The sequence below is a fragment of the Actinosynnema sp. ALI-1.44 genome (assembly GCF_001984155.1).
GTDB lineage: Bacteria > Actinomycetota > Actinomycetes > Mycobacteriales > Pseudonocardiaceae > Kibdelosporangium.
Map to the genome: position 1 here is coordinate 448,703 of NZ_MTQO01000049.1, position 17,254 is coordinate 465,956.

Below are 17,254 nucleotides of genomic sequence, written 5' to 3' on the forward strand. Positions count from 1 at the left end.
TTCATGCCCTGTGGGCCTGGCGGCGGAGTGCCCGGACCTCGCGCCTGGCCGCGCGTGCCGCCCCGCGCCTGCCCAGCGTCTTGAGGTGGATCGCTTGCCAGGCCAGCGATTCCGCCAGTGCTTCGAGGTTCGCGTCCGGCCCGGCCAGCAGTTCTCGGCCGATGCCGATGGCCTCCTCGGTGGCGGCCAGTGCTTCGGCGTGCCTGCCGAGACGGGCCAGCCGGATGCCCAGGTTCGTCAGGCACATCGCCAGCAGCGGCCGGTCCAGGTCGCGGTAGCGGTCGACGGCCTCCCGCGTGGCTTCGAGTGACTCTTCGGGGCGGTCGAGATCGTGCAGCCGGATGCCGAGATTGTTCAGGGACAGCGCGAGATCGGCCGGATGCGTGGCGGCGAGCTCGCGGCCGATGGCCACCGACTCCTCGGTGGGCGCCAGGCCTTCGGCGTGCCTGCCGAGCGCGGCGAAGCGCCGTCCGAGGTTGTTCAGCGACGAGGCCAGCAGCGGCAGATTGGCGTCCGGCGCGGACACAGCAAGGCTCCGGCGGACCCTGACCGCTTCCGCGCTGGGCGCCAGCGCCTCGGCGTCCCGGCCCAGTTGTGCCAGCACCAGGCCGAGGTTGTGCAGGGCGCTGGCGAGCAGCGCGGCGTCGCCGACTTCGCGTGCCTGGGCGACGGCTTCCCGGATGGCGGCGAGACCCTCCTCCCGACGGCCCGCTTCGGCCAGCGCGAGGCCCCGGTCGTTGAGCAGCGCCGCGCGGGTCCACGCCTGTCCGGCACCGGCCCGGTCGCGCCCGGTCACCGGGCCGCCTTGTCCACTGAGGACGGCATTACTTCGTGTGCTGGGCGGAGTCGTGCATGGAGTCCCGGTTCGCCGGCTGCCTCTTGGTCAGCAGGAACCCGGCTGCGACGACGATCACGGCGATAGCCGCGGTCGCGCCGATGTTGAGTCGTTGATCCTCCTGGGTGGCCATGTAGACCAGGATCACCGGGATCACGATGACCACAGCCCAGGTGAGGTACGGGTAGAGCCACATCCGCACCCGCAACTCGGTACCCGCCCGCGTCAGCTTGGCGCGCAGCCGCAGCTGGGAGATCGCGATGACCAGGTAGACCAACAGCGCCACGGCACCCGAGGTGGCCAGCAACACCCCGAACACGTCCTCGGGGAAGAGGTAGTTGGCGATCACAGCGAGAAATCCGACGACAGTGGACGCCAGTACCGCGACCCGGGGCACTCCCTGCGCGGTGGTGCGCATGACCGCGGCCGGGGCCTGCTTGCGCCTGCCCAGCGAGTAGATCATCCGGGAGGCGGTGTAAAGCGCGGAGTTCAGGCAGCTCGCCACCGCGACCAGGACGACGATGTCGACGATCACCTTCGCGCCCGGGATGCCGAGTGCTTCCAGTGCCGTCTGGTACGAACCGCTCTTGGCCAGCCCCGGGTCGTTCCACGGCACGATGGCGACGACCAGGAAGATCGACGCCAGGTAGAACAGGCCGATCCGCCAGATCACCGAGCGCGTGGCCTTCCCGATCTTCTCGACCGGGTTCTCCGACTCCGCCGCCGCGATCGTCACGATCTCGGTGCCCATGAAGCTGAACATCGTCACCAGCACCGCCGCGACCACGGCGCTGAGCCCGTTCGGCATGAACCCGCCGGTGTCCCACAGGTGCGCGATCCCGCTGTGCGGAGTGCCGAACACCCCGAACACCGCGAGCAGGCCGACCACGATGAACGCGATGATCGCGATGACCTTCAGCAGCGCGAACCAGAACTCGAACTCGCCGTAGTTGGCCACGCTGAACAGGTTGGTGACGGTCAGGACAAGGGTCACAGCGAGCGCCCAGATCCACTGCGGCGCTCCTGTCCAGCTCTCCAGGATGGCAGCGGCCGCGGTTGCCTCGACGGGGATCACGAGCACCCAGAACCACCAGTACAACCATCCCACCGTGAACCCGGCCCAGGGCCCGATGGCACGGTCGGCGTAGGTCGAGAACGAACCGGTGTCGGGATTCGCGGCGGCCATCTCACCCAGCATCCGCATCACGACCACCACGAGCAGACCGGCGAACGCGTAGGCGAGCAGCACGCCCGGCCCGGCCTCGTTGATCGCCGTGCCCGAGCCCACGAACAAACCGGCACCGATCACACCGGCGATGCTGATCATGGTGACGTGCCGGTTCTTCAGCCCCGCCGACAACCCGTCCGCAGCTGCCATGTCCTCCCCCAACCTCAACACTGAGCGATCAACAAGCCGGCGGAATCGTGAGACCGCGACCTCGCAGCATGATCAGATCGCACCCTACACGTGCAGGGTCAGCGATGTCCGACGCCGCCAGGCGGGACACAATTTTCCGACGAAGGACGTGCCGGGGCAACGCACGATCCACGTTCCCGTTGCGGGTCATCCACATTGGACATCCGGGCCCATCGTGGCCCGATCCGGTGCATCAGGCGCTTCTTGACAGAGCGTTTCATCAGACAATACGTTCCTCTCGTCAGATGAAACGCTCTTCGGCAAGGAGGCCGCGCGGATGGCTCTGGACACCGCCTACATGCTCCGTCGGGCGGGCGCCGCGCACCGCCACGTGACCGCGGTGGACGACGGCGTCACGGCGCGCACGTTCGCCGCGCTCCTCGACCGGGCCGAGCGGCTGGCCAATGCCATGGACGGGTTCGGCGTTCCGCCTGGCGCGAGCGTGGGGATTCTGTCCGACAACCGCACCGAGGCCGTCGAGGTCGACTGCGCGATCGCGCTCGGCCGCCGGGTCCGGGTCGCGCTCAACGCCCGCCTGCACCTGGAGGACTTCCGTTACGTCGCCGAGGACGCGAACCTGCGGCTGCTGTTCTTCGCGCCGCGCTTCGCCGCCGCCGCGCATGCGCTGGCTGTCGAGTTCGGGCTGATCGCGGTCCCGTTCGAGGCGGATCCCGACTTCGCTCACTCCTACGAAGCGCTCGTCGCGGGGGCACCGGCGACATCCGTGGTGCGCGACGGTGATCCCGAGGGCGCCGCCTGGATCTCCTACACGTCCGGGACGACCGGGCGGCCCAAAGGCGTCGTGCTCTCCCATCGGGCGTTGCGCGAGGTGGCGCTGAACCTGCTGTTGGAACTCGCCCCGGTCCAAGAGGGCGAGCGGATCCTGCTCACCCAGGCCGTCTCGCACGCGTCCGGCTATTTCGTGCTGCCGTATCTGATCAGCGGTGCGGGGGTGCACGTCATGCCGAAGTTCGACCCCGACGAGGTGTGGCACCGCTCCCGCGAGGAGTGCTTCCGCACACTCAAGGCGGTGCCCGCGATGCTCGAACCGCTGCTGGACGCCGCGCGGGACGAGTGGGGCTTCGAGACGATCGTCTACGGGGCGTCGAGCGTGGCGCTGCCGGTGCTGGAACGGGCGCTCGACCGGTTCGGCCCGACGCTCGTGCAGGACTACGGCCAGTCCGAGGCACCTATGACGATCACGTGCCTGAGCAGGACCGATCACCTCGACGCGCAGGCCCGTCAGTCCGCGGGGCGGCCATGGCGGTCGGTGGCCGTCGAGGTGCGCACCGACGACGGACGTGTGGCGCCGCCAGGTGAGATCGGCGAGGTGTACGTGCAGGGCTCGCACATGATGACCGGCTACCACCGCAATCCCGAGGCCACGGCCGCGGTGCTCGTCGACGGCTGGCTGCGCACCAAGGACCTGGCCCGCACCGACGAGCGTGGCTTCGTGCACCTCCAGGGCCGCAGCGACGAGATGATCAACTCGGGTGGTTACAACATCGCGCCTCGTGAGGTCGAGAACGAACTGGCCGCGCACGCCGCGGTGAGCGAGGCCGTGGTGCTCGGCCTGCCGGACCCGCGCTGGGGCGACGCCGTCACGGCTGTCGTGCGGTTAAGGCATGAGCAGGCCGTGTCGAGCCAGGAACTGATCGACTTCGTCCGGCCCCGCCTGGGCATCCGCACCCCGCGCCGCCTGGAGATCTGGGACGCCATCCCGCGCACGACCTACGGGAAGGTCGACCGGGTCGAGCTGCGCAACAAGCTGACCGACGGAGGCCCCGAATGACCAGCGACGACATCGAGGTGATCGGGGTGGGCATGCACCCTTTCGGCCGTTTCACCGGCCACTCGCTGAAGGACCTCAACCGCGTCGCGTGCGTGTCGGCGCTGGTTGACGCGGGCCTCGGTGTGCAGGACGTCGACGCCGTGTACGCCGCGAACGCGATGGCCGGGCTGTTGCAGGGCCAGGAGATGATCCGCGGCCAGTCGGTGATGCGGGAGATCGGCATCGAGCGCATACCCGTCACGAACGTCGAGAACGCGTGCGCGAGTGGGTCCACCGCGCTGCGCCAGGCCGTACTCGCCATTCGCGCGGGCTCGGCGGACGTCGTGCTGGTCGCGGGCGTGGAGAAGATGTTCGTCGAGGACCGGGGCCGGACGCTCGCGGCGCTGGAGTCGGCGGGGGACCTCGACGTGGTTTCGGGAATCGGGCTGCAGTTCACCGCCGTCTACGGGATGCGGCTGCGCAGGCTCGTCGCCGCGGGCCGGCTGACTGTGGACGACCTGGTCGCCGTGTCTGTGAAAAGCCACGCCAACGGCGCGCTCAACCCGTACGCGCAGCACCGCAAGATCGTCAGTCCCGAGGAAGTGCTGGGCTCGCGGCCCATCGCCGACCCGCTGACGCTGCTGATGTGCAGTTCCATCTGCGACGGCGCGGCGGCGGTTGTGCTGGCTCGGCGCGGTGTGATCCCGTCGGCGGGGCGGCCGACTGTCCGGGTACGGGCGTCGCAGGCCGCGACCGGGTACACGACCACCGGTAATGAGCCGTCGTTGACAGAGACGTGCGCGACCGCGGCGTACGCGGAGGCGGGCCTCGGTCCCGAGGACGTCGACGTCGCCGAGGTGCACGACGCCATGGCGCCCGCTGAGCTCATCGCCTACGAGCATCTCGGCTTCTGCGGCCCCGGTGGCGCGGGCGCGCTGCTCGGCAGCGGCGCCACCCAGATCGACGGTTCCCGCCCGGTCAACCCGAGCGGTGGGCTGTCCTCGCGCGGGCACGCCGTGGGCGCCACCGGGCTGGCGCAGGTCGCGGAGCTGACGTGGCAGCTGCGCGGTGAGGCCACGGGGCGACAGACCCACCAGCCGCGTATCGGCCTTGCCCACAACAACGGTGGCTGGCTGGAGGGCGAGTCAGCGGTGTCGTGCGTGCACCTGCTGGAGAGGACAGATCCATGGGACTGAACGCCGCGCTCACCGTGCCGACGACCGCGCAACGGCCGCGCGACAACGGGCACGCGCTCGTCGGCAGCCGCTGTGGACAGTGTGGGGCAGTGTCGTTCCCGGCGCGCGCGGTCTGCCACCGCTGTGGGACGCCCGCGCCCGCCGAACACACCTTCGCTACGACAGGCGTGCTGCTCACGTACACGACCGTGCACGTCCCCCGGCCAGGGCTGCCCGCGCCGTACACGCTCGGCCAGGTCGCACTCGACGACACCGGACCGACGGTGTTCGGCCAGGTCAGAATGAACGGAGCAGAACCAGCGGCAGGGATGGCGGTGCGCGTGCGGATCGGCGCGGATGGCGAGACGCCGCGCTACTGGTTCGAGCCTGACCGTTTCGCTGGTTGATACGGTGGGCTCACGCGACAAAACGGTCGCGCCGCCACGTCGCAGAGGTGTCCAGTGACTGAAACCCCCGACGGCTCCACGGTCCGCGCGGTCAGCAGGGCGATCGACATCCTGTTCGCCCTCGGCCACAGCACGCTCACGCTCCGCGACGCGGCCGAGGTCGTCTCGCTGTCCAAACCGACCACATACCGCCTGCTCAGCACGTTGCGCGCCAAAGGAATGGTCGTACAGGACCAGGCCAGCGGGCACTACGGGCTGGGGCCCGGCTGCCTGCACCTGATGTCGTCGATCTCCAACGGCAACGCGGGCTTCATCTTCGAGGCCACCGACGCACTGGAGGAGCTGCGGGACGTGACGGCCGAGACCGTCGCGGTGCACGTGCGGGCGGGACGGTCCCGCATCTGCGTCAAGGAGTTCCCCAGTCCGCACCTGATCCGCTACATCGCCGGAGAGGGCGTCTCCGAAGGCATCCACACCGGTTCCGCGGGCAAGACACTGCTCGCGTTCATGCCGGAGGCGGAGCGCGAACACCTGCTCAAGGACCTCCCGCTCGACCCCACGACGCCGAACACGATCACCGACCTCGACACCCTGCGCGCCGAACTGGCGAGCATCGCGGCCGCGGGCGTCGCGTACAGCCACGGCGAACGGGCGGTGGGCGCGGTCGGCGTCACCGCGCCGATCACGGACGCGAACGGTGTCGCGCTCGCGGCGCTGAGCGTCATCGGCCCGGAAGGCCGTCTCGACGACGAACGGATCGCCGAGGTCGAACGGCACGTCCGGGACGTCGCGGCCCGGATCTCGGCGACGGTGTCGGGAGCGCCGGGACCGGGCTGAGCACAACGAAGCATGGAGGCAGCGGGCCAGTGCAACACGAGCACGTCAGCACGGCGAACGACGGCAAGGTGCCCATCCGGGCGCGCTACGACGACTCGCCGACCACCGCTGAGCCCGCGCTGAAGGCGTGGAGCGACAGCAGGATCGCCACGCCCGGCCCGTTCCGTCCGCGCTTCATGGTCTACTCCGGCCTCGGCTCCCCCACCATGACGGCGGAGCGGCTCGCCGTGCTGCAGGAAGTGGGCGCGGAGTCGTTCCTGCTGGCCGCCGACCTGCCGTCGCAACTCGGCTTCGATCCCGACCACGAACTGGCGCACGCCCAGGTCGGCCGGGCCGGGGTGTCGTGCGCGACGCTGGCGGACTTCGCCACGATCTGCGCCCGGCTCGACCTCGCCGCGGCCGACAGCGTCGGGATGCTGCAGAACTCGCTCGGGCACGTCGCGCTGGGGATGGTCCACAGTGTCCTGTCCGATCGCGACGCACGCCACGTCAAGCTCGTGATGCAGAACGACCCGCTCAAGGAGTTCACCGCACGCGGCACCGAGATCCACACGCCCGCGCAGGCGCTGCGGATCGCCGCCGACTGCGTCGCGTTCGCGATCGACGAAGACATGCCCGGCGCGGCGCTCACCGTCTGCTCCAACCACTACGACGTCGCGGGCGCGGGTCCGCTGCTGGCCGTGGCTTTCGCGTTCGGCAACGCCATCGCGTACATGGACGAACTGGTGGGCCGTGGTTACGAGCCCGCGGCCATCGCCGGGAAGCTGATGTTCTTCCTCAACGAGCGCAGTGACCTGTTCGTCGAGGCGTCGGTGTTCCGCACGGCTCGGATCCTGTGGAGCGAGATCCTGCGCGACCGTTACGGCATTCCTGTCGCCGAGCAGCCCGTCGCGCGGCTGATGGGTTACGCGCACGGCCTCGAATCGGCCGAGGAACCGCTGGTCAACATCCCACGCGTGACGCTCAGCGTGCTTGGTTCCATGCTCGGTGGCGTCGACTACCTCTGCGCCACCGGCTACGACGAGGCGTTGCGTATCCCGTCCGCCGATGCCGCCGCGCTCGCGGTGCGCACGATGCAGGTCGTCGCGTACGAACACGGCACGCTGACGACGATCGACCCGCTCGCGGGCAGCGCCAAACTGCGCGCCGTCGACGAGCACGTGATGAGCAAGGTCCGTGCCGAACTCGACCGGCTCGCCGAGGCTGGTGGGCCGTTGGAAGCCATTGAGAACGGCTACATCGCGGGCCGGATCGACGACAACCGTGGTGCCCGTCAGGAGCAGCTGCGCACGGGAGAGCGGCTCATGGTCGGTCACGGCGTGTTCGACGCGAAGGCCCGCGCCGGCTGGTTCGCGGGCAAGAGCTCGGGTGAGATCGACTTCGCCGAGGTCGAGCGGGACGCTGTCGCGCGGGTCACCGAGCACAGGCGTCGCCGTGACGCCGGGCTCGTCGACCGTGCCCTCGAAGCGGTCGAGGCAGCGGCCGCGGGCACGGAGAACCTGGTCCGGCCCAGCATCGAGGCGCTGCGCGCGGGCGCCACGTCCGCCGAGATCGTCGCTGCCACCAGGGAAGGCTTCGAGGGATGAAACGCGTCGTGTTGGCGAAACTCGGGCTCGACGGCCACGACGTCGGCGTCCGGCTCATCGGCAAGCACCTCGTCGACGCCGGGTTCGAGGTTGTGTACCTGGGGAAACGCGTCTCCACGGCGACGATCGTGCAGGTCGCCGTCCAGGAGGACGCCGACGCCGTCGGGCTCAGCTGCCTCAGCGGCGGACTCGGCCATTTCGCCGCGCTCACGGTGCAAGGGCTGCGCCGCGAGGGGTGCGACGTCCCCGTCCTCACCGGAGGCATCGACGAGCCCGTCGAAATCGACCGGATGCTGGCCGCGGGCGTGCACCTGCACTTCGGGCCCGGCGCGTCGATGACGGAGATCGTGACCGCCTTCGAGGAGGCGACCACCCAGCCGTGACCCCCCGTTCGCGCGTGGGGGTGTGCAACCAATGTGGCCTTCGTTGCGTTTCGCGCAACGAAGGCCACATTGGTTGCACCGTCTTGACCGGGGTGACGGGGGCGGGTAGACAGTGCATGTCACACAGTGATTCGCGCGTTTCATTGCACGAAACAGTGAGGTTTCGGGTGAACGGTCGGCGACGGTGACGGAAGGAGCGGGCAATGGCGCTGGCGCAGGATCCGACACAGGCGAGGTTGGCCAAGGTCGCGGTGACGGCACTGTCGGCATCGAGCATCGAGAACTACGACTTCTTCATCTACGGCACGGCGGCGGCGCTGGTCTTCCCCCAGCTCTTCTTCCCCGAACAGACCGCGCTGACCGGTGCGCTGCTCAGCTTCGCGACCTTCGCGGTCGGTTTCATCGCCCGGCCGCTCGGCGGCATGCTGTTCGGCCACATCGGTGACGTGCGCGGCCGCAAGACGGCCCTGATCGGCGCACTGGTCGGGATGGGGCTCGCGTCGACGCTCATCGGTCTGCTGCCGACGCACGCGGCGATCGGGGTCGCGGCGCCGATCCTGCTGGTCCTGCTGCGCTTCATGCAGGGCATCGCGGTCGGCGGGCAGCTCGGCGGAGTCGTCCTGCTCGCGATGGAGAACGCGCCGCCCCGGCGACGCGGCTTCTTCACGAGCTTCGCCCAGGCAGGCGCGCCGGGCGGCATCATCCTCGGCAACCTCGCCTTCATCGCGGCGATCCAGTTCACCTCACCCGAGGCGTTCGTGTCGTGGGGCTGGCGCGTTCCCTTCCTCGCCAGCGCGGCGCTGATCTGGCTGGCCATCCACCTGCAACTGCGGCTCGAGGACACCGACGCGTTCCGACGGCACCAGCAGACGAAGACGCAGGCCGTGGACCCGGCGCCGAAGGACGGCCGCTCCCCCGTGCTGCGCGCCTTCCGCGTGCACTACAAGGAGATCGGGCTCGTCGCGGCCGCCTACATCGGCATCAACGTCACCTACTACCTGTTCATGACGTTCGCGGTCTCCTACAGCACGAACAAGGAGATCCTTGGCCTGTCGAAGAACACCATCCTGGTCGCCGTGCTCGTCGCGGCGGGCGTGCAACTGCTGGTGCTCCCCCTGTCCGGCGCCATCTCCGACCGCGTCGGCAGACGCACGATGCTGCTGGCGGGTTCGGGGATGCTCTGCGCCTTCTCGTTCGCCTTCTGGCCACTGCTGAACACGAAGTCGACCTTCCTGATCCTGGTGGCGTTCATCGTCGGTCTGGGCCTGATGCACACCACCATGTACGGCCCGCAGGGCGCGTTCTTCGCCGAGTCGTTCACCACCGGACTGCGGTACTCCGGCGTCTCGCTGGGCGTTCAGCTCGGGGCCGTCCTGGGTGGCGCGTTCGCCCCGCTCATCGCCACGTCGCTGTACGCGGCGACCCAGTCATCGGTTTCCGTGGCCGTGTACATGGCTGTCGTCTGCGCGATCACGTTCGTGGCGGTGATGTTCATGCCGGAAACCCACCTCAAGGACATCGACGAGGCCGCTGAATGCGCAGTACCGGCCGAACCCGCCAAAGCGAGCGGACCGGCCTGATGCATCTCGACGAAGGAGAAGACAGCATGGCGATGCCAACCCGGCATCTCGGTGCGCTCGACGTCGGCGCCCAAGGACTCGGCTGCATGGGCATGAGCGACTTCTACGGCAGCAGCGACGAGGCCGAGTCGATCGCGACCGTGCGCCGCGCGCTCGACCTCGGCGTCACGCTCCTGGACACCTCCGACATGTACGGCTACGGCGCCAACGAAGAGCTGGTCGGGCGGGCGATCGCCGGTCGTCGCGACGACGTCGTCCTGGCCACCAAGTTCGGTGTCGTCCGCGCGCAGGACGACTCGATGGCGCGTTCGTTGCGCGGCGACGACGCGTACGTCCGGCAGGCGTGCGACGCGTCGCTGCGCCGCCTCGGCGTCGACCACATCGACCTCTACCAGCAGCACCGGCTCGATCCCGCCGTCCCCATCGAGGAAACGGTCGCAGCGCTGTCGGATCTGGTCGAAGCCGGAAAGGTGCGCCACATCGGGCTGTCGGAGGCGTCCCCGGAGACGATCCGCCGGGCACACGCCGTGCACCCGATCACGTCGGTCCAGTCCGAGTGGTCGCTGTGGTCGCGCACGATCGAGGACGACGTCGTGCCGCTCTGCCGCGAGCTCGGTATCGGGATCATGCCGTACTCACCGCTGGGCCGGGGCATCCTCACCGGTCGCTACCGCTCGACCGACGACTTCGAGGAAGGCGACTTCCGGCGCACGTCGCAGCCGCGCTTCGCCGCCGGGAACCTGGAACGCAACCTGGAGTTCGTCCGAGCGCTCGGAGAACTCGCCCGAGAACGGGGCGTCATGCCAGGTCAGCTCGCCCTGGCGTGGGTGCACAGCCACGGCGACGACGTGGTGCCGATTCCCGGCGCGAAGCGGCGGAGCGAACTGGAGGAGAACGTCGCGGCCCTCGCCGTCCCGCTGTCCGCCGCCGACGTGGCAGCGATCGAGCAGGCGGTGCCCGCCGACCAGATCGTCGGCGAGCGGTACTCCCCCGACCGCATGTCCCTCCTCGAATAACCCCTCCTCACGAGATATGGCTGGGAAGTCGGTGATGATGTGATGGGCTGGTGACATGCGCTTCGCAGACCGTGTGGTGATCGTGACCGGTGGCGGTGGCTCCGGGCTGGGTGGAGCGCTGGTGCGCCGCTTCGCCGCTGAGGGCGCCGCCGTCGTGGTGGCCGACCTCGACCAGGAGGCCGCCGACCAGGCCGCCGCCGACGTTCAACAGCAGGGCGGCCGGGCGTTGGCCGTACGGACCGACGTCCGCAGCGACGACGACGTCCGCGTGATGGCCGACGCCGCCAAAGCGACCTACGGGCGAATCGACGTCCTGGTCAACAACGCCTTCACGTCGAATCCGGCCTCGATTCTCGACACCCGGATCGAGGACTGGAACCGCGACATCGACGTCGTGCTGACCGGCGCCTTCCGGTGCTCCCAGCAGGTGCTCCCGACGATGATCGAGCAGCGGCACGGTGTGATCATCAGCGTTTCGTCGGTGAACGCGCACACCCACGTCGGCGCCGCCGCCTACAGCGCCGCGAAAGCGGGCGTGGAAGCGCTGACCCGCAACCTGGCGGTCGAGTTCGCCCCCTTCGGGATCCGGGCGAACGCGCTCGTTCCCGGCACCTTCCGCACCGACGTCTGGAAGGAACGGCAGAAGATCGTCCCCGACCTCCTCGACCGGATCAGCACCTGGTACCCGCTCGGCCAGGTCGGCGAGCCCGACGACATCGCGTCCGCGGCACTGTTCCTCGCCTCCGACGAGGCGTCGTTCATCACCGGCAGCCTGCTGCCCGTCGACGGCGGGCTGCTGGCGGGCAACCCGCTGTTCGCGCGGGACGTACACCCGGAGAACCACCGATGAAAGACGATGTGCGCGTGTCGCTCGTGCAGTTCAGTTCGACACCGCTGGACAGCACGGGCAACGCCAAACGGATGGCGGCGTTCGTCGATCAGGAAGCTCGCGAGCACGGGGCCGAACTGGTCGTCTTCCCCGAGCTCAGCACAACCGGCTACGTCCGCTCCGCACGTGACGACGCCTACGCCGAACTCCTCTACGCGGCGTCGGAGCCCGTGCCCGGCCCGACCACGGAGGTGCTGGGTGAGGCGGCCCGCCGCGCTGGCGCGCACGTCGTGGTCGGATTGTCACAGCGGCACCCGTACGTGCCCGAGGTGCTGTTCAACAGCGCCGTGCTGATCGGCCCGTCGGGCGACGTGCTCGGCGTGCAGCACAAGGTGCACCCGTGCCGCGACGAGAAGGAGTACTACGTCCCCGGCGACGAGATCGCGGTGTTCCCCACCTCGCTCGGCACACTCGCCCTCAACGTCTGCTACGACGTCCGCTTCCCCGAGATGGCGCGCGTGCAGACCCTCGCGGGCGCCGAGATCGTCGTCTCGCTGTGGGCGTCGGCTGTGCAGCCGGGCAAGGTCCCGTCCGACAGCATCGTCGCGCGCTGCGCGACCAGGGCGATGGAGAACGCCGTGTTCTTCCTTGGCTGCAACCGCACCGGCATCGACGATGACAACCTGCACTTCTACGGGCGCAGCGCGGTCGCGGGTCCCAGCGGCGACGTGCTGGCCAGTTCGGACAACGACCGGGAGAACGCGGTCCGTGCCGTGCTGCGCGGTGCCGACCTCCGGGCTCAGCGCCGCTATCTGACCATCTTCCGCGACCGCAGACCCGAGCTGTACGGCCGTGTCGTCGAACCGCTCTCCCGCCCCGCACCGCCGGTGGTGGGCACATGACTGACCTGTCGCAATGGACAGCCGCACAGCTCGGCACCGCCTACGCCACGGGTGATCTCTCGCCCGTGGAGGCGACGCAGGCGGCGTTGCAGGCGGTCGACACCTACGACGACGACCTGCGTGCCTTCGCGTATGTCGACCATGAGGGCGCTCTCGCGCAGGCGTCCGCGTCCGAACAGCGCTGGGTCGCGGGAAACGCGTTGGGACCGCTCGACGGCGTGCCCGCGTCCATCAAGGACCTCTTCCTGACCCGGGGAATGCCGGCGCTGCGCGGGTCACGACACACTGATCCGAATCAGCCGTGGGACACCGACAGCCCAGCGGCGGCAGCGCTCCGCGCGCACGGCCTCGTGCTGCTCGGCAAAACCACGACCGCCGAACTCGGCTGGAAAGCCACCACCGACAACGCCATCGACGGCATCACGCGCAACCCGTGGGACCGCACACTGACGGCAGGCGGGTCGAGCGGCGGCAGCGGCGTGGCGGTCCGGACCGGCATGGGCGCGGTGTCCGTGGCCACCGACGCGGCCGGGTCGGCCCGCATCCCTGCCGCGTTCTGCGGTGTCGTCGGCTTCAAGCCGACGCACGGGCGCATCCCGATGTACCCGCCCAGTGTGCTGGGGACGTTGGCGCACGCCGGACCGATGGCCCGCTCGGTCGGCGACGTCGCCGCGTTGACCGATATCCTCGCCGCCCCGGACCACCGGGATCCCGCATGGACACCGACTGTCGGTGACACCACGGACCTCGCGCGGCTGCGGGTCGCGTTCTCGCCGTCACTGGGCCGCGTGGAGGTGCACCCGGAGATCGCCGCCATGGTCGCCGAAACCGTCGCCGGGCTGGGCCTGCATGTGGAGGAGGCCGACCCCGGGTTCCCCGATCCGGCGGCGACGTTCGACATGCTGTGGTCTGTCGGCGTCGCACACATCGTCCGGCGCTACGGCCAGGCTTTCGATCCTGGCCTGCACGCCCTGGCCGAGCGTGGCGCCCGGCACACGGTGGCCGACTACCTCGACGCCCAGAGCGAACTCGCGGCGCTCGCCGTCGCCATGGGCGAGTTCCACACGCGGTTCGACGTCCTCATCACGCCCACCATGCCGATCGAACCCTTCGCGGCGGGTCACGACGTGCCACCGGACAGCGGGATGACTGATTGGCCACAGTGGACACCGTTCACCTATCCGTTCAACATGTCGCGGCAACCCGCCCTCAGCGTCCCGATTGGACGGACCTCGAGCGGGCTTCCGGTCGGCATCCAGATCGTCGGGCCCCGGCACGCCGACCAGCTCGTCCTCGCCGTGGGCGCTCTGGTCGAGCAGTCGCGGCCCGTGATCCACTACCCGCAGGAGAGTGCATGAAGTTCGGCGTCAACACCTTCGTGACCGACGAGAGCATCCGCCCGGACGTCCTCGGACGAGCCCTCGAAGAGCGCGGCTTCGAGTCGCTGCTGATCACGGAGCACTCGCACATCCCGGTGAAGCGGGAGACGCCATGGTCCGGCGGCGGCGAACTGCCCCGCGAGTACTACCGCACGTACGACCCGTTCGTCGCACTTGCCGTCGCCTCCACCACCACGACCGCACTCACCCTCGGCACAGCCGTCGCGCTGCTCGCCCAACGCGATGTGTTCTACACCGCCAAGGAAGTCGCGTCGCTCGACGTGCTCTGCGGAGGGCGCGTCCTGTTCGGTGTCGGAGCGGGGTGGAACCGTGAGGAGATGCGCAACCACGACATCGACCCCAGCCGCCGCGGCCCGCTGCTGAACGAGAAACTCGCCGCGCTCAAGGCGATCTGGACCGACGACAAGGCCGAGTTCCACGGCGACCACATCGACTTCGACCCGGTTTTCTCGTGGCCGAAACCGGTACAACGCCCCCACCCGCCGATCGGCGTGGGCGGCGAGAGCCCAGCGGCGCTCACCCGACTCGTTCGCTACGGCAACGTATGGATGCCCCGAGTGAGGACTCCGGTGGCCGAACTGCGGCGCGTAGCGGCATGGCTCGCCGACCAGGGCCGCGCCGACGTCCGCACCACGCTCTGTGGAGCCGCCCCTGATGCCGCGAAGGTCACGTCCTACACCGAGGCGGGCGTGGACCGGGTGACGTTCGACCTTCCACCCACACCCGAGGCGGAGACGCTGCGCTATCTCGACGAACTGGCGACGAGCGTCGACAGCTTCGGCTTGGTTTGATGCCCCACCTGATGGGGTTGGTCAGCCAGGGTTCACTGTGGCTCGGAAGTCCGTCAGCACGTTCCAGGCCAAGAGAGTGTCCAGTGCCATGTGCTGGCGAGCTGTCGCGAGCGCGATGACCGCGTCCACCTTGCCTGCCGGGTCCAGCCGGTCGTGGAAGATCTCCGCGATGGTCTGGCAGAACACCAGGTAGCAGGCGACCTCGGCGCGAAGCCGGGCCAGTTCGGTGTCCAGCGGACTGTCGGTGTCCGGCCAGATCTGTCGCGCCAGCTCGGCCAGTTCGAAGTGGTCATCGAGTGGCAGCTTGGACAGGTGCTTGATCAGGGTGTGCGGGCTGTCGTCGCCGGTGCGGGGCAACGGCTTGGCGGTCTGCGCGAACGCACGGGTCTTGATGTCCAAGTCCCGCGCGAGCATCGCGTGCGTGACAGCGCTGAGCTGAGTGTGGTCGCGCTGGAGGTCGTACAGTGTGAGCGCGACCCGGCCGAGATCCCGGGGCAGCCCACCGGACATGCAGTGGCACAGCCACACGAACGGTTCCGGGATGCCCAGCGCGCGGTGCGCCAGCCACGTGCGTGACTGCTCCAGGGTGAACGGACGGACGTGGATCATGGACGTGAAGGCGCTGTCGAAGGCGTCCCGCGCCGGAATTCCGCGGCGTTCGAACGCGGTGAGGGCGTCGTCGGAGACGGACACGAGAAACAGGCAGCGCGGCACGCCGAACACACCCTTGATCTCGTTGAGGAACTGGTGCGCCTCGTCAGGATCAGCGATCTTGTCCACCTCGTCGATGGTCACCACGATCTTGCTCACCTGGTCGCTGAGCACTTCGATGCTGACTTCGATGAAGTCACGCAACCGGCCCACCACCTCGGGATGCGTCCACGGCTGCTCGGCTTTGGCCAACGAGCGGGTCATGCTCAGGTCGGTACCGGCGGGCACGCTGACCTTGCCCGACCAGCCACTGGTGTGCGTCTGCAGAAACCGGATACTGCGTAACTGCTGGTGGGCCAACGACCGCAACGCCGCCAACTCCGGATCGACGCGGTCGTCCGACAGCCAGCCATGCAGTCGCCGGACGGTGCGGAACACGCCCTTGGTCACCCCCCGAAGCAGGCCCAGAACCACACGCAGTGCTGCGAAAAACAGCGGGAGGAGTCCAAGGAAGACCACTACGTCGCTCCAGGAAACGGTCCGGAACCCTCCCAAGTCCGTCACCAGATCCTTCACGAACCCACCGAGCAGTGCCGGGTTCGGCGGCCATCCCCAAGCCAGGGTCGCGACCCCCAGAGCCAACCCGAGCCTGACACCGATCGACAGCACGATCCGCGACAGCTCACCGATCCCGGCCCGGATCCGGTGTTTCCTGTGCAGACGGTTCCACTGCTGATGGGTTTCGGACTGGGTACCGGACGCAGCGATGAAATCCAGCACGGCGCGACACACACAGGTATGCAGGTGCAGGATGAAATCGCGGGCGTCATAGCGGACCGGCGCGCTCGTCAGTACTCCCAACACCGGTGGCCGCTCTGGATCTGTGAACTCGTCTCGGGCAGCCCGTTCCGCGATAGTGGTCTTACCGGCTCCGCGCGGTCCAGCGAGACCAACTGCTCCGGCGTAGTCCCTGTTCACCTCTCGCCGACACGCTTCGACCGCGTCCGTCTGAACAAGAGCGCCTTGCCCTGGAGGCTTCGTCAGCCCGGCGGCGTCGCGGAGTTCCAGTGTCAGTTCGAACGACGGCTGCGTCTGACGACTGAGCCATCCACGCAACCCTGGGACGAGCACCTCGTCCTGCAACACCTGGCGCCGATCCCGTCGGCGGACAGGCAACCCCACAGCAAGCATCGTATGGTCTCGTTTCCACAGCAACCAAAGCCACACGTCTTCCGGCAGCCCCCGCAGGGCGAGCACTCCGACGATCAACACCACCACGATCACCAGGCCCAACTCGACCGCGTCCGGCAGCCAGGTCCCCAACAGCGCGACCGTGGCGATCCAGACCGCGAGAACGCAGGGAATGGCCCACAGCAGTCGCCGCTCGAACGCGTCCGGCTCCCACGTCCGCGGCCACCACCTTGGTGCATCGCGCTCATGCGCATCCAAAGCCTGCCCTTCGCTCGCCAGCGACTCGTACGCGTGCCGGGCACTGGCCAGGACTGCTGGATCTTCCGCGACCCGCACCACAACCTTGTGGGGCGTGAGCTTGAGGCGACTGATCTCCTCAGCGAACTCCGGGCGGCGGACCAGCCGATTCAGGATCGTGCGCATGTCCCGGTGCAACCACGTCTCAGCCTCCAGACTCACCCCGTACATGGTGGTCGAAGGCGG

At 69.0% G+C, this 17,254-nt stretch carries 15 protein-coding genes; 12 read left to right on the plus strand and 3 right to left on the minus strand.

From position 1 onward, the window contains the following. Position 1: 1 nt before the first annotated feature. Together ALI144C_RS31915 and gabP are read right to left on the minus strand one after the other, a co-directional pair. Entirely contained in the window at positions 2-796 is a 795-nt protein-coding gene (locus ALI144C_RS31915) for a tetratricopeptide repeat protein (RefSeq protein ID WP_076990873.1), read from the minus strand. A gap of 28 nt (positions 797-824) precedes the next feature. Further along, on the minus strand, positions 825-2,213 hold the full coding sequence (gabP, locus tag ALI144C_RS31920) for a GABA permease (RefSeq protein ID WP_076990874.1): 1,389 nt from the start codon (positions 2,211-2,213) through the stop codon (positions 825-827). A 316-nt stretch (positions 2,214-2,529) separates the two neighbouring features. Here gabP and ALI144C_RS31925 point away from each other — a divergent pair, with 316 nt between their 5' ends. From ALI144C_RS31925 to ALI144C_RS31980, 12 genes are all read left to right on the plus strand, one after another. Further along, positions 2,530-4,044 (plus strand): AMP-binding protein, encoded by a 1,515-nt coding sequence (locus tag ALI144C_RS31925; protein ID WP_076990875.1) that lies wholly within the window; start codon positions 2,530-2,532, stop codon positions 4,042-4,044. Beyond that, the gene (locus ALI144C_RS31930; protein WP_076990876.1) at positions 4,041-5,219 is read left to right on the plus strand and encodes a thiolase C-terminal domain-containing protein; all 1,179 of its coding nucleotides are present in this window, start codon (positions 4,041-4,043) and stop codon (positions 5,217-5,219) included. Before ALI144C_RS31925 ends, ALI144C_RS31930 begins: the two co-directional genes overlap by 4 nt. Next, positions 5,210-5,605: a Zn-ribbon domain-containing OB-fold protein gene (locus tag ALI144C_RS31935; protein WP_076990877.1), complete on the plus strand. Its 396-nt coding sequence runs from the start codon at positions 5,210-5,212 to the stop codon at positions 5,603-5,605. Before ALI144C_RS31930 ends, ALI144C_RS31935 begins: the two co-directional genes overlap by 10 nt. Positions 5,606-5,659: 54 nt before the next feature. Continuing rightward, positions 5,660-6,442, plus strand: coding sequence for an IclR family transcriptional regulator (locus ALI144C_RS31940; RefSeq protein WP_076990878.1), 783 nt, complete (start codon positions 5,660-5,662; stop codon positions 6,440-6,442). Positions 6,443-6,471: 29 nt separating this feature from the next. After that, complete coding sequence (locus ALI144C_RS31945) at positions 6,472-8,028, plus strand: methylmalonyl-CoA mutase family protein (RefSeq protein WP_076990879.1); 1,557 nt, start codon at positions 6,472-6,474, stop codon at positions 8,026-8,028. Beyond that, positions 8,025-8,411, plus strand: a complete 387-nt coding sequence (locus ALI144C_RS31950) for a cobalamin B12-binding domain-containing protein (RefSeq protein ID WP_076990880.1) — start codon at positions 8,025-8,027, stop codon at positions 8,409-8,411. Before ALI144C_RS31945 ends, ALI144C_RS31950 begins: the two co-directional genes overlap by 4 nt. Positions 8,412-8,614: 203 nt before the next feature. Beyond that, on the plus strand, positions 8,615-9,991 hold the full coding sequence (locus ALI144C_RS31955) for an MFS transporter (protein WP_076990881.1): 1,377 nt from the start codon (positions 8,615-8,617) through the stop codon (positions 9,989-9,991). 32 nt (positions 9,992-10,023) lie between these two features. Then, the gene (locus ALI144C_RS31960) at positions 10,024-11,007 is read left to right on the plus strand and encodes an aldo/keto reductase (RefSeq protein WP_202819116.1); all 984 of its coding nucleotides are present in this window, start codon (positions 10,024-10,026) and stop codon (positions 11,005-11,007) included. A gap of 55 nt (positions 11,008-11,062) precedes the next feature. Next, on the plus strand, positions 11,063-11,857 hold the full coding sequence (locus ALI144C_RS31965) for an SDR family NAD(P)-dependent oxidoreductase (protein ID WP_076990882.1): 795 nt from the start codon (positions 11,063-11,065) through the stop codon (positions 11,855-11,857). Next, a complete protein-coding gene (locus tag ALI144C_RS31970; RefSeq protein WP_076990883.1) occupies positions 11,854-12,738 on the plus strand; it encodes a carbon-nitrogen hydrolase family protein in 885 nt (294 codons plus the stop codon). The genes ALI144C_RS31965 and ALI144C_RS31970 overlap by 4 nt, the downstream gene beginning before the upstream one ends. Continuing rightward, the gene (locus ALI144C_RS31975; protein WP_076990884.1) at positions 12,735-14,096 is read left to right on the plus strand and encodes an amidase; all 1,362 of its coding nucleotides are present in this window, start codon (positions 12,735-12,737) and stop codon (positions 14,094-14,096) included. Before ALI144C_RS31970 ends, ALI144C_RS31975 begins: the two co-directional genes overlap by 4 nt. Beyond that, on the plus strand, positions 14,093-14,929 hold the full coding sequence (locus ALI144C_RS31980; protein ID WP_076990885.1) for an LLM class F420-dependent oxidoreductase: 837 nt from the start codon (positions 14,093-14,095) through the stop codon (positions 14,927-14,929). The genes ALI144C_RS31975 and ALI144C_RS31980 overlap by 4 nt, the downstream gene beginning before the upstream one ends. 21 nt (positions 14,930-14,950) lie before the next feature. Here ALI144C_RS31980 and ALI144C_RS31985 read toward each other — a convergent pair whose 3' ends face one another. Next, complete coding sequence (locus ALI144C_RS31985) at positions 14,951-17,230, minus strand: hypothetical protein (RefSeq protein ID WP_143230994.1); 2,280 nt, start codon at positions 17,228-17,230, stop codon at positions 14,951-14,953. Between the last annotated feature and the right edge of the window lie 24 nt (positions 17,231-17,254).

What these genes read in the sequence shown, in the direction of transcription:
- ALI144C_RS31925 (WP_076990875.1), top strand. Translation starts at nt 2,530, where the DNA reads ATGGCTCTGGACACCGCCTACATGCTCCGTCGGGCGGGCGCCGCGCAC.
- ALI144C_RS31980 (WP_076990885.1), top strand. Translation starts at nt 14,093, where the DNA reads ATGAAGTTCGGCGTCAACACCTTCGTGACCGACGAGAGCATCCGCCCG.
- ALI144C_RS31950 (WP_076990880.1), top strand. Translation starts at nt 8,025, where the DNA reads ATGAAACGCGTCGTGTTGGCGAAACTCGGGCTCGACGGCCACGACGTC.
- ALI144C_RS31965 (WP_076990882.1), top strand. Translation starts at nt 11,063, where the DNA reads ATGCGCTTCGCAGACCGTGTGGTGATCGTGACCGGTGGCGGTGGCTCC.
- ALI144C_RS31975 (WP_076990884.1), top strand. Translation starts at nt 12,735, where the DNA reads ATGACTGACCTGTCGCAATGGACAGCCGCACAGCTCGGCACCGCCTAC.
- ALI144C_RS31930 (WP_076990876.1), top strand. Translation starts at nt 4,041, where the DNA reads ATGACCAGCGACGACATCGAGGTGATCGGGGTGGGCATGCACCCTTTC.
- ALI144C_RS31935 (WP_076990877.1), top strand. Translation starts at nt 5,210, where the DNA reads ATGGGACTGAACGCCGCGCTCACCGTGCCGACGACCGCGCAACGGCCG.
- ALI144C_RS31960 (WP_202819116.1), top strand. Translation starts at nt 10,024, where the DNA reads ATGCCAACCCGGCATCTCGGTGCGCTCGACGTCGGCGCCCAAGGACTC.
- ALI144C_RS31955 (WP_076990881.1), top strand. Translation starts at nt 8,615, where the DNA reads ATGGCGCTGGCGCAGGATCCGACACAGGCGAGGTTGGCCAAGGTCGCG.
- ALI144C_RS31970 (WP_076990883.1), top strand. Translation starts at nt 11,854, where the DNA reads ATGAAAGACGATGTGCGCGTGTCGCTCGTGCAGTTCAGTTCGACACCG.
- gabP (WP_076990874.1), bottom strand. Translation starts at nt 2,213, where the DNA reads ATGGCAGCTGCGGACGGGTTGTCGGCGGGGCTGAAGAACCGGCACGTC.